The sequence below is a fragment of the Rhodococcus sp. MSC1_016 genome (genome assembly GCF_023667485.2).
GTDB lineage: Bacteria > Actinomycetota > Actinomycetes > Mycobacteriales > Mycobacteriaceae > Rhodococcus_F > Rhodococcus_F oxybenzonivorans.
Genome location: NZ_JAMOZI020000002.1, coordinates 117385 through 132786 on the forward strand (window position 1 = coordinate 117385; position 15402 = coordinate 132786).

Below are 15402 nucleotides of genomic sequence, written 5' to 3' on the forward strand. Positions count from 1 at the left end.
CGTCGATGCCTGAACCACAGCACAATTTTTTCGAAGCGAACCGCATCCGGCTGCACTACGCCGAAGCAGGCGATGGTCCTGCAGTCATCCTCTGCCACGGATTCCCCGAACTTTGGTACAGCTGGCGACACCAGATTCCCGCGCTTGCAGAGGCCGGATACCGTGTAATTGCGCTCGACCTGCGTGGGCACGGAGAATCTGACGCGCCCCCCGCGATCGATGACTACAACGTGTGCCACACGGTGGGTGACGTCATCGCACTGATGGATCACCTCAAGATAGAGACGGCCGCCTTCGTCGGCCACGATGCGGGCACCACCACGGCCTACCACGCCGCCTTGATGCGCCCCGACCGCGTTCGCGGAGTCATGGGACTGTCGGTCCCATACATTCCGCGAGGCCCACAGAGTGTTCTCGAAACATTCGACGGCGCCGTACCTCCTGGCTTCTACATGCAATATTTCCAGAAGCCAGGTGTGGCCGAGGAGGACCTCGGTGGGGACGTTCCTGAAACCCTCCGGCGCATCTTCTACGCCAACTCCGGACTGAACCCAGAGACACCATTCTTGATGACGGTTCCGGACGGCGGTACTCTCGTCAACGAACTTCCCTCGCCGGAAGGCCCGATCGCATTTCTAACCGACGAAGATCTCAAGATCTATTCTGATGCCTACTCACGCAGCGGATTTCGCGGCGGACTCAATGGGTATCGGGTATTGCATCGCAACTGGGAGCTGACCGCGGCATGGCACGGCGCCTCGCTACCGGTACCCGCTGCCTATGTCGGGGGAACCGCGGACACCGTTCTCCATTTCCCCGGATTCCGCGAAGCGGCAGAGGCCATGGGCGACGCCACCTTCCTCGATGGGGCTGGCCACTGGATTCAGGCCGAGCGCCCCGACGAAGTCAATGCAACCCTACTTGCCTTCCTGAACTCGTTGCCACACAAGTAGGTGCCGATCCTGCCCCAGCCGTCTTGACTCCGGGGCAGGATCGGCCTTGTTGGGATTCATCGATCCCCGCTACACCGCCCACCCCCGAATGTTGAAGATTGATCGCTGTCGCGCACCCTCCTGACGGCCGCGACAGCGATCACTGCTACGGGGAATACGTGCGACAAGCCCCGACGCCGATACTCGGATCATCAGAGCACGGCGGATGCGGTAGCCAACATCATCTTGCACAGACGAACGACATTCACAGGCTCTAACACGTCACCACACCTTCGAACCTCTTTCATTTCAGTCAAGCCTAGCCACTTACTTGATACCGCGAATCGGAACGACCGCGATGCCGGCTACGATCGCTACGACTGAGCCGAAGGCAAATAGGGTTACGTATCCTCCTGCATAGGTGATCAACGCACCGGCGATCGCTGAAGAGAAAAGGGTAGGAGCAGCGGTAGCGACTGCCAGAATCCCCATGTCGCGACCCTCAGACTCCCCGTCTGGTAATACAAGTGACATTAAGGCAAGGTCTACCGACATGTATGTCCCGAAGAACGCGCCAGATAAGACGGCGTAGACGAGCATTCCTGACCATGTGGGAACCAGGATCGGTACGAGCATTGCCAAGCCCATCCCAACCGAGCACACAGCCACGAAGAGCTTCCGTCGATCAAGTTTGTCAGCAAGAAATCCAGCAATACCGGCCACGAGAATCCAAGCAAACGTCTGAATAGTGCTCACCGTTGCGACTGCGATCGCCGGACTGTGGCCAGGGAGATTCTCGACCCCGATATGATCCTGAAGCGTGTAGAAAAGATATCCACTGATCACGAAGTACGATAGGAACAGCAGGAATCGGCTCGCAAAGGCAAGCGTGAAGTTACGTGATGTAAACGCGCCGAAAAACTCTGAGGCAACGGAGAGACGTGCCCCTTTGCCACCCTCACGCATCGTTCTCGGTCGCCGCTCATAAGGTCCTTCGGGGGAGACCACAAGCAGCACCATGGTCGCGGCCACCAAGAACACTCCGATACCGATGTAGGCAAGTTCAGGCTGCACTCGTGCAGCAAAGTTGACCCCAACCAAAATGCCTAGAGGTGTCCCTAGTCCCAGCACCGATGATGCGATTCCACGCCGGCTCTCGGGGACCCGGTCGGGAAGAATCGCGGTCAGGGCGGCCTGGTAGAAGTTGCTGGCAAAGAACACCAGTGCGTAGACGAAACCCAGCAGAAGAACAGTGTCGAGAGAACCCATCAAGGCAGTCAAGAGTGCGGATAGAACTGCAGTCACCGCCAACCAGGGGGACCGGCGACCGAACCGACCGCTGGTCCGATCCGAGATCGCGCCGCCAAGCGGTAGCGCTAACAACGTTGCAACCGCAGTCATAGTAGTCAGCAGCGCGAGATTGCCTACCTTGTTCGCAGGATCGATCGCCTCTACTTGGGCTGGGATTAGCACGGTCTGAATTGCTTGGTAGAGGCAATACATCGCAGTTGTGGCGGGAAGCAACGAAGCCAACAACGGCCACAACGGGCCACGGGATGTAGCTACACCACCAACGGACTTGGAGGGTACCAACTGATCGGCCACAACTAGCTCCTTCAAGGCAAGAGGCCTGATCTCCCAGCTATCGGTCGACAAGGCAAGAGATGTACTGCGGGTCCGCGCATCCAGCACATGACCACAGACAAGGAAAGTGTGACGAAGATAGCCAGGTAGTCGCGAAAGCACAAGCTTTCCAGTGAAATTCACTCGCTATGAGCGAAAATACCAGTATCGACGGCCTCAGACACCGCTCGCAACGTCGCAACACACTCTTGAGGCGGAGTCGAGAATGCTCTATCGCACGCACCCTCGCAGCTGCCACTCGCGCCTCGCCGTGTCCTACCGCGCAAACGAAATCCCAGACAGGGGATATACCTGTCGATTCGCTGGAACCAACGAGGTTGACCAGATCGGGTCTTGACGCCGCATCAAGACATGCGATTAACTGTAGGCACTGTGACGGGCAGCACTAGCGCGAACAGGGCGTCGGATCGTCTTCCCGATTGGGAGACTGATTTTCGTCGTATAAATGGGAGCAACCCGTCTGCTCTCGTCGCGAGCCTCTTTCTCAAGTGGCACAGCCCATCTGACGAACAGCATCGAAACTAGACATGCGCCACGGCCGGTGAGGCATGGTGCGACGAGGGAGTTTGTGTTGAAGATCTTCGACGTCCGAGACGTTCCGGCCGCAGTTGACGCCAGACTTGCTGTAACCGAGAACCCGCGACACCGCCACATCCTTGAGAATTTTCGTCGGCACGGACTTTTGGAAGTATCCGGACTGTGGCAGGACATTCTGGTTCCGTCGATGACCGTTGAACATCCTGTGTATCGCTTGATGATCGGTGGGAAGACTTTGATTCTCGATGGAATGGAGGCTGTTCAAGACTTCTACCGAGGCACCGCAGAGGGCGTGGAGAACGTGTTTGGGCCGCTAGAGGAAGAGATCGCGGTCTCGGACCACGGCATTTTCTCGGAAGCACTCTTCGGACACGTCGTCCGTGGAACATCTCCGATGCTCGCCGGCGAAGATGTGGAGCCTGACAAGGTCTATCAGATCACTCACTACATCTCGTCATGCTGGCCGTACGTCGATGGACGGCTTCAGGGTGAACACGTTTACGACGACCTGGATTCATGGGTAGTGACCGAAGTAGATGAGTCAGCGATCACGACTCCCGACGAGGCGCGGCGGATCCTCGCGCCATATCTGATGGACAGTCCTCTCTCCAAGATCGAGCAGGGTCTTACGCAATTCGGGGTTCGGCTCTGAATCCAGGGTCCTCCTTCCTTAGAGTTGCACTCTATCGTCGCGGCAGATGCCGATCTGGCGGTCGGAGTACCGAGGTACCGCGACGTGCTGATGGGTAGGCCGACGACTGATTTCTGACCTGCATCAGCTCTGACACAGCGCGATCGAAACTTGGTGCGCGCTGCCGGTTCACTCAAGCACTGGAGATGAAGTGAAAATTCTCAATCCACTTGATATTTGTACCTCGCCGGATGCGCTGTTGAAAGCAACCGAGAATCCGAGGCACCGAGCCATGATCAAGAACTACAGGCGGCACGCGATGCTGGAAGTCTCTGGCCGATTCGAGGAGGTTCTGGGTCCAGGCATGCTCGTGGACGACCCGGTCTACCGGATCTTTGAGAGCGGCAAGCAACTCGTTCTTCACGGTCGCGCCGAAGTCGCAGCGTACTATCGAGAATTTCTCGCCTCGGGGGCGACTGTTTTCGGCCCTTTGGAGGAACGCATGGCTGTCGCCGATTGGGGACTGGCGTTGGAGTCCTACTTTGGTTGTCATCTTCGCGGACATGAGCTCGTCGCGTTGGGTGTCGAGGTCGGCAATCCCGATGCCTTCTATCAACTGAACCGGTGGGTCTGTTCGTTTTGGCCATACGACGAGAACTGCCTGCTGATCGGCGAGCATATTTACGAAAACTTCGCCAGCCGTGAAGTTCACGAGATCAACGAGGACGACTTCGTTACACAGGAGTTGGCATCAGCGCTACTGAATCCTCTACTCGATGGTCCAGATCCAGACTGGATGACCGGCTAGCCATAGTGGCGCGGGTGTGAAACCACCTCGAGTTATCCAACTTCCCGCCACGCCTACCCCTGCCATTGCCACCATCTATTCGTATCGATCATCCACGGAGAGCCATGACGCGAAGATTCGAGGGAAAAGTCGCACTCGTTACGGGTGCAGCACGTGGGCAGGGACGCAATCACGCGATCCGCCTGGCGCAAGAAGGCGCCGACATCGTCGCGTTCGACCTCTGCCGCGACATCGATTCAGTCCCCTACCAACTAGCCCGTCCAGACGACATGGCAAAGACTGTGGGCGCCGTCGAGGAAACGGGTCGCCGGATTGTCTCTGCGGTAGTCGACGTGCGTGACGGAAGTGCCGTCTCAGCTGCAGTCGATCAAGCGGTCCAGGAAGTTGGCCGTCTCGACTTGGTGATCGCGAACGCTGGAGTTGCAAGCTTCAGTCCAGTTGAGGATATGTCCGACAGTATGTGGTCCGATATGATCGGGACGAACCTTACGGGTGTGTTTAATACAGCGCGGGCCTCAATTCCTCACCTGAAAGAAGGCGGGCCTGGTGGCGTCATCATCGCCACAGGATCGGTCGCCAGTTTCAAATCCAGCGGTAACCTCGCGCATTACAGCGCCGCCAAGCATGGACTGATGGGGCTAGTCAAGTCCTTAGCGATTGAACTAGGCCCTGATCAGATCCGAGTCAACGCAGTCCTTCCCACCACCGTCGATACGAACATGGCGCAGAGCCAGGCGCTCTACGATCTGTTCTTCCCCGACCGGAAGAACCCTGGGCGACAGGATCTCGCCGAGTTCATGCCGGGACTGCATGTACTTCCGATTCCATGGGTCACGGTGGACGATATTAGTAACGCCGTCCTTTTTCTGTGCTCGGACGAAGCCAGGTTCGTGACCGGGACTGACCTGCCAGTGGATGCAGGTTGGCTCATTCGATAGTCCAGTAGAACACTACGTTCGCTGAAGCCTTCGTTCCACTCATGTGGCTCGCCGTAGCGATGGATCGACCATCGTGGACCCGGACGCTCCAACAGCGTATGCCCACATACAAGAGTCCACCGATGGGGTGCACAAGGCAGGAAGTGACCGTGTCGTCACATCTGCTCTGGGCCGGACACCCCGCAGGGCGATGATGCGTCCCAGTCGCAGTCGCCCAGATCCCGCCCTCGTCACTAGTCTCCTGAGTGCAGCCACGGTTGGCCCTTATCGGCACTGCCCTCTAATCCATCGATGCTGTCGCCGGGTGCAGTGAATCGGCGAGATACCGTGGCGAGATAGACGCCATCGGACTTCCCGTAGAGCCAGTTCGATCGATCCGAAGGCCATCTCTTGGGAGCTCCATACCCACTCGGATGAGCGGCACGACGTTCGACGACTGCAGTTTCGCTGCCCCGGACTGACTGGTTTCGGGACTCCGGTTGGTACACCGGCGTGGCTTGGGAGGCCCTAGCGAATTGGCCCATGTCGGCGTCAATCAGCACCGAGCGTGTGTGCCACGAAATGCTCCTCCCGGCGGCTTTCGGGTGACGGGCAGGTAACGGCGTCGACAGCATCGCGAGCCGGCACTGGCGTGGGACGGCGCCGTGCCTTCAGTGCTCGATAGTCTGTATCCCCAACGGCGTTCAGCTCTTTCCGGCGTTCCTAGGTTCAGAATCGTCCGGACATTCGGTGCCGTCGCCAGTCAGTTCGTGATGCACTGGCCGAGCAGTAACGCTGGTCATACGCCCGAAGCTGATGTGGGTACCGCACGCCCCTCGATCTCGTCCGAGCAGGTCGTAGAGTGCCATATCTCCACCATCGTGCCTGTGCACGGGTCGGCAATGAAGTGACTCGGGCTATGAGTATCACCCGTCCAGAATCGAACATCCTGTTCACCACGACCAATACCGACGAAGGGGCTTCGGCGAGCGTAGGGAAGCGGCTGCGATCCGAGCAGAGCAGCATGGGTGATCACTGATGCCGTCAACCGCCTGCAGCCCACGGACGAGCATGTCTGGTGTTGTGCGGGCCGGCTCCGCCTGCGAGGGGAGCGGAGTGGTCTCCGCGGCGAATCGGGCGGCTTTGACGGTTCGGCTGAGGACTGAGGCGAGCGGCGAATCGCCGCTGTCGACGAGCAGTCCTGGACACCAGATTGAACACATCGATGCCGTTCTCCGTCGATCCGATAGGCCGGTGCTTCCCTGAACTGAGGTCGCCGCCATCACCTCCAAACGGTCTCCCCCGAACGGATGCGGCGCCACCACCAGCAGGCCCGGTCCCCGGACTGCACGCGCACGCTGATGAGCTGGGTCGATGCATTCGACACCTAACGGCTCCACGCCTTCTTCACCAGAGCCCACCCGCATGCGCGGCAAGGTGACCGCGCACAGGAAGATTGCGTACCGCCATCTACCACCTCGGATGCCAGCGACGGCCCCGGCAGTCCGACCACATTTTCGTCGGTGGATCCGAAGGGGCCAAGATGCGAGTCTCACCTGCTCCGAATCCTGCTAAGCCAGTTCGCCGAAGTCGGCACCGCGTCGGTTCACAGTGGCGGTACCGACGTATGCCTTCAGTCCGCCAAGAACTTAGGCTCCTTTCCAAAATCGAAGGCAGTACGGCGGCGCATTGACAGCACACCGATGCAGTCCTCTCGGCGTTGCCAAGAGGAGGGTTGACAATCCACGCGCGATTCAACAAACTATTGAATCTCAACGCACGGTTGAGAATCAATAGTTGAAGGGCATCACGGATGACGCTTGTCGGAACTGAACCACAAACTGCCGGTCGGGTAGCGCAGAGACTCATCGACCTGGGGTGCCGCTTGCCCGCTCCCCCTGCCTCGGCGGGACTCTACGTCCCCGCAGTGCGCAGCGGGACTCTCGTCTATACGTCCGGGCAGCTGCCGCTCGCGGCGCACGGGCTGTTGGCGATTGGAAGGGTTGGCGCAGAGGTCTCGGCGGAGCAGGCGGCGCAGCTCGCTAAGGCCTGCGCAGTGAATGCGCTTTCCGCAATCGGCACGGTAGCTGACCTCGATGCAATCACAAGGATTTTGAAGATGACCGTCTTCGTTGCATCAGCGCCTGGATTCAACGCACAGGCGCAGGTTGCGAATGGCGCGAGCGAGCTCCTCCTCGAACTGTTCGGGCAGATGGGCAAGCACACACGCAGCGCCGTCGGTGTTGCCGAACTGCCCCTAGGCGCACCCGTTGAAGTAGAACTCACGGTGGAGCTTGCGACCAGCTAGTCCGTCCCGCTTCTGACGCAGTGCTGCATCCGCTTCTAACATGCTCTCACCAGCGGTCATTCGTTGACTACCTCGCCAAGTTGCCCGCGGATTCACCAACACTCATGGCATATCAATGAACCGTTGACTTCTACGATTAGTTGAAGTTTACTGTTCAGGTCCGATGGTGTCGCATCCCTCACACCACAAAAATCAGATCGATTCCCACCAGGACAACCTCGAATGGGTCGCCGCGCCTACCGCATCACCTCCCGACCAGGAAGAACCATGCCGCACAAATCAGAGAACTCACGAGACGACACAGCACGTCTGGCTGCGCCGGACCCCAGAAGTATGCCGGGTGCGATCGAATCAACTGATGCACTTGGGAAGCATTTGAAGCCTCGCCACCTGGTAATGATGAGTCTGGGCTGTGCGATTGGCACCGGACTCTTCGTCGGCATGGGCAAGGGCATCGCAACCGCCGGGCCTGCAGTCCTCCTCGCCTTTGCCCTCGCGAGCTTCCTCATCATCCTTATTATTCGGATGCTCGGGGAGATGGCGGCGGCCAATCCAAACAGCGGCGCCCTGTCGGTGTACGTTGGCCGCGCGATGGGACCGACTGCCGGCGTCACCTTGGGGTGGTTGTGGTGGGCAGCAATGGTCGTCTCAATCGCCGCAGAAGCGACGGCCGCAGCAACGATCCTGCACTCACTGTGGCCGTCTTTACCCCAATGGGGCCTCGCGTTGACCTTCATGGGGATCTTCACCGCGATGAACCTCGCGGGAGTCTCGAAGTTCGGCGAAATGGAGTTCTGGTTTGCCGCCTTGAAGATCGGGGCAATCATCATCTTCCTCGGTGTAGGCGTAGCGATCCTGCTTGGAGCAATGCCAAATGCCGAATCCCCCGGCCTAAGTAACCTTTTCGATCACGGCGGCTTCATGCCAAATGGCATCTCCGGCATTGGCGCCGCTCTGTTGATTGTCATATTTACCTTCGGCGGCACTGAGATCGTGGCCATCGCAGCCGCCGAGACTGAAGACCCCAAGAAGAACATCGCTCGTGCAACCCGTTCGGTGATTTACCGCATCTTGATCTTCTTTGTCGGATCGGTGGTGATCATGGTGACGGTGTTGCCCTGGCACTCGAAGGAATTGCAATCAGGACCATTCGTCGCGGTTTTGAAGTTCGCAGGTATCCCTGGCATCGACCTGATCATGGCCCTGGTAATCGCCACCGCTCTTCTTTCCTCGCTGAACGCCAACCTTTATGCGGCATCCCGCATGATCTTTTCACTGTCGAAACGGGGCTCTGCGCCCCAGCGATTCTCCACTGTTTCGAAAAATAAGGTGCCGCGCGCCGCCGTCGTCGCTTCGGTCGCATTCGGTTTCGTCGCTGTTCTGCTGAACTATCTCTGGCCAGAGACGATTCTCTTTGTCCTCCTCAACACGGTTGGATCTGTGAATCTGCTTCTTTGGGTGGCTGCGGTTCTCGCGCACATCGTGTTGCGTCGCCGTGCCGACCGGGATCCGACCATTCAGCTGCCACTGAAGATGTGGGCGTTCCCGTACCTTTCTTATCTTGCTGCGGCCCTCCTCGCCGGGATCTTTGCACTTGCGCTTCTCGACGCGGCCTCCAGGACTCAGATCCTTGCGACTTCCGCTCTTGCATCTGTGATCGCTCTGATCTACTGGGTTCGGCATAAGCGCCTGGGATCGGCGCAGGTAGATTCCTCGCAACCGGTGCCCACTCAAGTCAACGCCGCTTCGACGGAGGCGACCTCCATTTGACCAGAAATTGTTCGGTAGTTCTAATCTGGTCCTTGCCTGTGTGTTCGGCAGGGCGGTGAACAGCTGGACCCCGGCGCAGGTGCTCGCCGCCGAGGCTCATGGCTTTCCCGGCGCCATCTCCGCTTCTTCCAATTCGTTCAGGTAGTTATAAATCGTGAAGCGAGTGATCTCGAGCTCGGATGCGATCATTTCGATCGCATCTTTCAAGAGGAAGAACCCCTTGCTCTTCAAGTATCCAACCACTTGAACCTTATCCTTCTTCTTCATTTCAGAAACACTGACCCCCGAGCAGTCGATCGCCCGACGAATCAAATATTCAGCGAGCTCATCGACATTCTTAGGAAACCATTCACGAGAAAGGCCCGATTGGTGAGAAGGAAGCGTCCTGGCGACTCGAGCGTCAGGGGATATCACCGGCGGCACGGATTCACTTCCCCGGATCATCGCCGAAGCTATACTCTGAAGTTCAGCCCACACGGAAACATCACTATTGATACATAGTGCGGCAACCGGCGAATTCGAAATATCCCGAATTATCATCGTCGACGATTTCAATCGCCGACCATCGGGCAACGATGTCTCATAGCCGATGTCGTTCTCAAACCGGCCCTCCGAGACCCGCTCCAAAAGGTAGTTCGTTGCCGGGTCACCAACCTTGCGCCCTGTCACATTACCGTGAATTGCAACGATCGAGTTCGGCATCTTACTGAAGTCGTGCAAGATTATTTCACTGGAAATCGGCAAGGTTCTTCCCAGAGGCTCAATTAGTTGGCTGAAGACAGCAATCAACCGTTCGCCATCCATCGTCGCCGGTGGAGGGTTATACCTTTCGAGGTCCGCTCCTCGATCATTCGATTTGCTGTTCACTTCCCCACTCCTGGTTTCGGCCTGGCATTGAGGTTGCTGAAGCGCGTGCCTCGGTTCGCCTACCCCATGCCCATTCTACACACTTTGTTGAAATTGTCCGTGAGGGCGGCGGCTCCCAGCGTCGATGGGACTCGGGTGCGCCGCGATACAAAGCGGTCCTTCCCAGCGAGAGTTTGCTCGGGACCGACGATCCGACCGCGGCCGCGAATCGCCCCACTTGCGCGCTCGTTATGGGAACGAGTGCAACATGTGGTTGATTATTTCGGTCCACACGGGTACCTTGAGCGACATCTGTCCTGTCACAGGCCAGCGTCATGGATACCGAACCGGGTCGCGCGAGAATCGATGGGTGAATTGTCTCCGAGCGCAGCTATTCAGGAAAATCGAAATTCTTCGATTTCATTTGCGCGAAGATCATTGTCGAAATCTGAATTCAGTTAGGATTAAGAAGTTGGTATATGAAGACCGCGCGTTCCGCGAAGCGGAGATTCGACGATTCTATCCTGGCACGCGAACATACACCTACCTGGATAATGCCGCGGTTGGGCTTGTCTCGACTAACGTTTGCAACGCGATGGCAGCGATCACTGAGGCGCATCGCGATTTCGGAGTCGCAGCCGCCAATTCTTGGGGACCACTATTTGCCGATGTAAGAACGAGGGCGGCTCGTTTAGTTTCCGGCTCTTCGTCCCGAATCGCATTGACGCAGAACACGTCGATGGGAATTGCGCTTGTCGCGAATGGGCTCAATTGGAACGAGGGCGACAATATCGTCCTCCCAGCCGGGGAGTTTCCGTCGAACTCATACCCCTGGCAGATGTTACGCAATCGCGGGGTGCAGATTCGTCCGGTTCCAATGGCGAATGGCCACGTCGACCTACCTTCCCTGTACGAGGCGGTGGACTCCCGGACGCGCGTAGTGACGATGAGTGCAGTTCAATACTCTTCGGGATATCGGTATCCGTTGGAAGAGATCGGCGACGCTTTGCGATCGCATTCGGCTTTGTTCGTCGTCGACGGTACGCAGGCTGTCGGTGCGATGCGGGTTGATGTCAACGCCGCCTACATCGACGTATTGGCAGTTAGCGCGCACAAATGGATGCTGGGGCCATTTGGCATAGGCTTTGTTCACCTTTCCGACAAGGCTTTCGATGCGCTGAGGCCATCAACTACTGGGTGGATGTCAGTAAGGGATCCATTTGCCTTTACCGCTGAGCCCGAACTTGCAGAGGATGGGCGGCGATTCGAGTCAGGTACCGAAATCGCGGCTGGCGCGGCGGGGCTAGGCGCGACGCTCGAGTTAGTGGAGACGATCGGTGCAGAGCGGGTCGAAAGCATCGTTCTTGATCGCGTCGCGCTCCTGCGCGATATGCTGAAAACCCGTGGTTTCAGGCTTCTTTACGACTATCCGCCGGCCAACAGATCAGGAATCGTTCTAGCTGTCAGCGATCGTGAAGAATCCGCCGCCGTCCACCAGCGACTACTGCGCGAGCAGGTTCTATGCTCACTCCGTGGGGGCGGAATTCGGTTCTCACCGCACTACTTCACCTCTGACAGCGACCTAGAGCATGCCTCGAAAGTCGCGTCGGGCTAAGCACCTCGTCGGGCCGCCGGACAGGGAATGTCATCACCAAGCAGCTCTGGCACTGGGAGTGCCATCCAGTGTGATCGATCTCGGTGCAGATGGTGCGGAGTGCGCGATCTGAGCCTGAGTCCAGCCAGAACTACTTGGGCCCAGTGCTCGCGGAAGGGTTGACACCCGGCCGAGGATTGAACGTCCGACGAGACACTTTGGCAGGAGCTGTTCACCGGATGGTTCACGGAGGTCCGCGCCCTGGTGGTGACTTGACGGGGCGGCTGATCGTGTCTGCCCCACCTGCGAGCCGAAAGACAACCCAGTGGATCGAAGGCCCGATGCCCATACTCAGACTCCACCCCAGAGCGAAGGGTTCACCTCGCTAGCAAAGATGCGCGGTTCGCAACTGGAATTCGCCCATGGAACCGTGATTGACACGTACATCTACCGATCCCGAAATTTACAGGCACCGCGCCGTCGGCGCACGCTGATCCGTGCCGGGTTCGCGGACTGACCAGGAGATGCATGAATTCGCTTGCCAGCCGACATGCGCCAATGTTAATTTTGACGACCGTTATGCGGTACCGACGCCGATATGATCCAAATCCGATCCGACCACCAATCGTCCGGAGAACCCTTCTTTGGCCGCCTCCCACTTCTCCACTGGCCACGTACTCGGTGCAAAGTGGTTGAGGACCAGCGTCCCGACACCGGCCCGCTCAGCGACACTCCCAACTTCCTCGATTAGTGTGTGCGACCGAACCATGTGTTGGTATACAGCTTCATCTTGTGTGCTGCGCGGGTGCGGAAAGCCCGCCGCTACCCACTCTCCTGCCATAACCTCATGCACGAGAATATCGGCACCCGTCGCCAGTTCGATCAGGTTTTCACTCGGACCAGTGTCTCCTGAAAAGACTATTGAGCCATCGTCGGTGTCGAATCGGTATGCGAGGGCTGGAAATACCGGTGCGTGCTGAACGAGCGTTGCCGAGACCGATACGCGATCATCCTCATAGAACTTGATGGGGCTCATCCGTGGGTGAGGATCCAGGTTGGGATCTGCTAGATACTGCGCAGGAATAGGAACGTCGAAACCTTCGAAGAGCTCGTTGACGTGTGGCGTATGGTTGTCAAACATTCGATCGTTGAAGTCCGTTGCATAGGTTCTCTTCATCAGCTCTACGGTCTCTCGCGTACCGGGCGTCGGATTCTCGGGAGCGACCGGCGGTGGGACGGGCCCTCCGCCGCTCACCGGGGGCAATTGTCCTCGATTGCCCGGCCCCCATACTTGGACCTTTTCACCGCCGCGCCCCAACCCATTGGCCAGCCCGTTGTTGAGCACATTGTTGAGGTCGCAGATGTGATCCGAATGCAGATGGGTCAAGAAGATCGCTTGCAGAGCATCTAGTGGACCTTTAAGTTCGACGTCCCATGTCCCCAGCCGAGCACGCTTGATCTGTTGCCCTACCCCGTGGCCTGCGTCGATCAGGTAATACTTCTCGCCGACCGCGACAGCGGATGCTACGCCGGCCCGCTCTCCGCCGTTCCACCAGTTGGGTCCACCTGCGGTGCCGAGCAGGACAAGCCTCGTGTTTGCTTCTGAATACAGCGGGTCCCGAGTGTGTTTCGCGGGTGCAGGATCAGACTCCTCGCTGCTATCTGCCGAACATCCTGAGACAACCAGCGAAGCAGTACCTACTGCGGCCATTGCTGTCAGTAGTGATCGCCTGGGGAAGGCGTGCTGTGACATCGTGCGTGCTCCTCGGGTCATCGGTCAGTCGAACGTGGGAAAACGCCTATGAGGCGTCCGTCCGAGGTCGAGCCGACTGGTCATGCCGTGGTGCCTTCGTCTTTGGGTCGCGGCAGACCAGCATCTCTTAACCGCAGATAAAGATGGCACGAGTCTCATGCAGAGTCAAATGTGTCGTCCATCATGATGACGTCGCTCGTCCCGTACTGCAGTTGGATGCGTTTGAAGAGTGCGCAATAGGTACCGGGAACCAGAGGTTGTAGCTACTCGAACCGCCGAGAGGGCGGAGAACCGGCGCTCGCTGCCGTCATTCGGCTTCGGCCGGCACTGCTAGGCAACACGTAGTGAATCGGACTGTCGTCGCAGTCGCTCGACCGACCAGATGCTGCGCTACAACGTTCTTCGTTCGGGTTTCATGTCCTGCGTTAGGGTCCCGAGGATCCTGGTTCTCCGAATTGTCCTATACAGGGGCGTCGGATATACCGGGGCGCCTTCGCCTCGCCGGCCCTTTGGGCATCAGTATCACCGCAGCTAAGATCAGAAGAGCGCCCAGCAATTGCAGTGGAGACAAGAGTTCGCCGAAGACGGCGGCACCAACGCCGATCGAGAATACTGGTTGTAGGGCAAGAACGTTATTTGCTGTCGCTCCATTCACACGCGGCATACCGTAGTTTGTGGCCAGGAGGTTCGTTGTGCTCAACGCCGCCGCACCCATGCTCAGGCCGAGGACCGTCGGCAGATCATCGAGTCTGAGGGTAGCTTCGCCACTGACGATTTGGAACGCGCCCACGATTCCCGTCACTATCGCGGCGGTGACGAGCATGACAACTGCGGTCGCTATGGGCGTGAGCGTATCACTCTGGGCACGTTGCCCCACGAATCCGATGCCCATGAAGATTGCCGCGGCCAGTGCGCAAGCAAGTGGAATGATACTTCCAGTGTCCAGTGCGGCCCCATACAGGGAAATGAAGACTGCGCCGGTAAAGGCGCACAGGACCAATGCCCATTTTTTGGGCCCTAGACGGTCTCCGAACAGAGCCGAGCCGAGAACGGCGACAACGGGCAGTGCCAACACTATTGAGACAACTGAGTAGTTTCCGTGGATGAATGCATACGCGCTCAGCGTCACTCCCGCCCCGTAGAGTACGACTCCACGTGCCGCCGAAACAGCAAGATCGCGTTGAGAGGCTTTGGAAATTGCCAACACGAGCGTGCGCGGACCCGCAAGCGCGCTCAGGACAAGCGCACCAAGGCCGCATCGCAGTGTTATTTGCTGGACCGGCGTGAGGTAGATGTCCAACGATCGAGCAAAAACTCCGAGGAAAGACCCGCAACCAGCTGCGGCTACTAAGCTGGCGATAGCAAGTTGGTCGCCTCCGAGGCGAGTTCTGCGCTCCTTCAGCGGCTCTTCGGGTTTGAGATTCTTCACGGGTACATGACAGCGAGATCGACGAGCGATGAAGGCTCGGTGGCGCTCGTGCACAGCAAGGGACGAATCACGACCACTCTCGATAGGCTCGGTCAACACGAATTTGCATTTCTGGGTTAGTCCACGCACAGACTACTCGATTGGGGTGGTCGGCCGCGTGTCACATTGGGCTGGCTCGGATGGGCGCGTCACGCAGATCGCCCTTTGCTTCGCCGGCCCGAGCTGTCATCGCT

General features: G+C 58.2%; 11 protein-coding genes. 7 read left to right on the forward strand and 4 right to left on the reverse strand.

What is annotated here, in order from left to right:
• Positions 1–5: 5 nt before the first annotated feature.
• Positions 6–953 (forward strand): alpha/beta fold hydrolase, encoded by a 948-nt coding sequence (locus L1080_RS32905; protein ID WP_250776517.1) that lies wholly within the window; start codon positions 6–8, stop codon positions 951–953.
• A gap of 306 nt (positions 954–1259) precedes the next feature.
• Here L1080_RS32905 and L1080_RS32910 read toward each other — a convergent pair whose 3' ends face one another.
• Positions 1260–2537, reverse strand: a complete 1278-nt coding sequence (locus tag L1080_RS32910; RefSeq protein WP_250776518.1) for an MFS transporter — start codon at positions 2535–2537, stop codon at positions 1260–1262.
• A gap of 610 nt (positions 2538–3147) precedes the next feature.
• Between L1080_RS32910 and L1080_RS32915 the strand changes: the two genes are divergently transcribed.
• The 5 genes from L1080_RS32915 (at position 3148) to L1080_RS32935 (ending at position 9547) form a co-directional block, all read left to right on the forward strand.
• Positions 3148–3765 carry a hypothetical protein gene (locus L1080_RS32915; protein ID WP_250776519.1) on the forward strand — a complete coding sequence of 206 codons (618 nt, stop codon included), beginning with the start codon at positions 3148–3150 and terminating at the stop codon, positions 3763–3765.
• Positions 3766–3955: 190 nt separating this feature from the next.
• Positions 3956–4552: a hypothetical protein gene (locus L1080_RS32920; RefSeq protein WP_250776520.1), complete on the forward strand. Its 597-nt coding sequence runs from the start codon at positions 3956–3958 to the stop codon at positions 4550–4552.
• A gap of 104 nt (positions 4553–4656) precedes the next feature.
• The gene (locus L1080_RS32925; RefSeq protein WP_250776521.1) at positions 4657–5490 is read left to right on the forward strand and encodes a mycofactocin-coupled SDR family oxidoreductase; all 834 of its coding nucleotides are present in this window, start codon (positions 4657–4659) and stop codon (positions 5488–5490) included.
• A gap of 1792 nt (positions 5491–7282) precedes the next feature.
• Positions 7283–7777, forward strand: a complete 495-nt coding sequence (locus L1080_RS32930) for a RidA family protein (protein ID WP_250776522.1) — start codon at positions 7283–7285, stop codon at positions 7775–7777.
• A gap of 333 nt (positions 7778–8110) precedes the next feature.
• Positions 8111–9547, forward strand: coding sequence for an amino acid permease (locus tag L1080_RS32935; protein ID WP_250776534.1), 1437 nt, complete (start codon positions 8111–8113; stop codon positions 9545–9547).
• Positions 9548–9643: 96 nt separating this feature from the next.
• On the opposite strand, the gene L1080_RS32940 is transcribed toward L1080_RS32935, so the two are convergent.
• Positions 9644–10414 carry a helix-turn-helix transcriptional regulator gene (locus tag L1080_RS32940; protein WP_250776523.1) on the reverse strand — a complete coding sequence of 257 codons (771 nt, stop codon included), beginning with the start codon at positions 10412–10414 and terminating at the stop codon, positions 9644–9646.
• A 451-nt stretch (positions 10415–10865) separates the two neighbouring features.
• Here L1080_RS32940 and L1080_RS32945 point away from each other — a divergent pair, with 451 nt between their 5' ends.
• Positions 10866–12008 carry an aminotransferase class V-fold PLP-dependent enzyme gene (locus L1080_RS32945; RefSeq protein ID WP_250776524.1) on the forward strand — a complete coding sequence of 381 codons (1143 nt, stop codon included), beginning with the start codon at positions 10866–10868 and terminating at the stop codon, positions 12006–12008.
• A gap of 556 nt (positions 12009–12564) precedes the next feature.
• Here the strand turns inward: L1080_RS32945 and L1080_RS32950 are convergent.
• Both L1080_RS32950 and L1080_RS32955 read right to left on the reverse strand, forming a co-directional pair.
• Positions 12565–13740 carry an MBL fold metallo-hydrolase gene (locus tag L1080_RS32950; RefSeq protein WP_250776525.1) on the reverse strand — a complete coding sequence of 392 codons (1176 nt, stop codon included), beginning with the start codon at positions 13738–13740 and terminating at the stop codon, positions 12565–12567.
• A gap of 460 nt (positions 13741–14200) precedes the next feature.
• The gene (locus L1080_RS32955; RefSeq protein ID WP_250776526.1) at positions 14201–15169 is read right to left on the reverse strand and encodes a DMT family transporter; all 969 of its coding nucleotides are present in this window, start codon (positions 15167–15169) and stop codon (positions 14201–14203) included.
• Positions 15170–15402: the final 233 nt, after the last annotated feature.

What these genes read in the sequence shown, in the direction of transcription:
- L1080_RS32950 (WP_250776525.1), bottom strand. Translation starts at nt 13,740, where the DNA reads ATGTCACAGCACGCCTTCCCCAGGCGATCACTACTGACAGCAATGGCC.
- L1080_RS32935 (WP_250776534.1), top strand. Translation starts at nt 8,111, where the DNA reads ATGCCGGGTGCGATCGAATCAACTGATGCACTTGGGAAGCATTTGAAG.
- L1080_RS32930 (WP_250776522.1), top strand. Translation starts at nt 7,283, where the DNA reads ATGACGCTTGTCGGAACTGAACCACAAACTGCCGGTCGGGTAGCGCAG.
- L1080_RS32925 (WP_250776521.1), top strand. Translation starts at nt 4,657, where the DNA reads ATGACGCGAAGATTCGAGGGAAAAGTCGCACTCGTTACGGGTGCAGCA.
- L1080_RS32905 (WP_250776517.1), top strand. Translation starts at nt 6, where the DNA reads ATGCCTGAACCACAGCACAATTTTTTCGAAGCGAACCGCATCCGGCTG.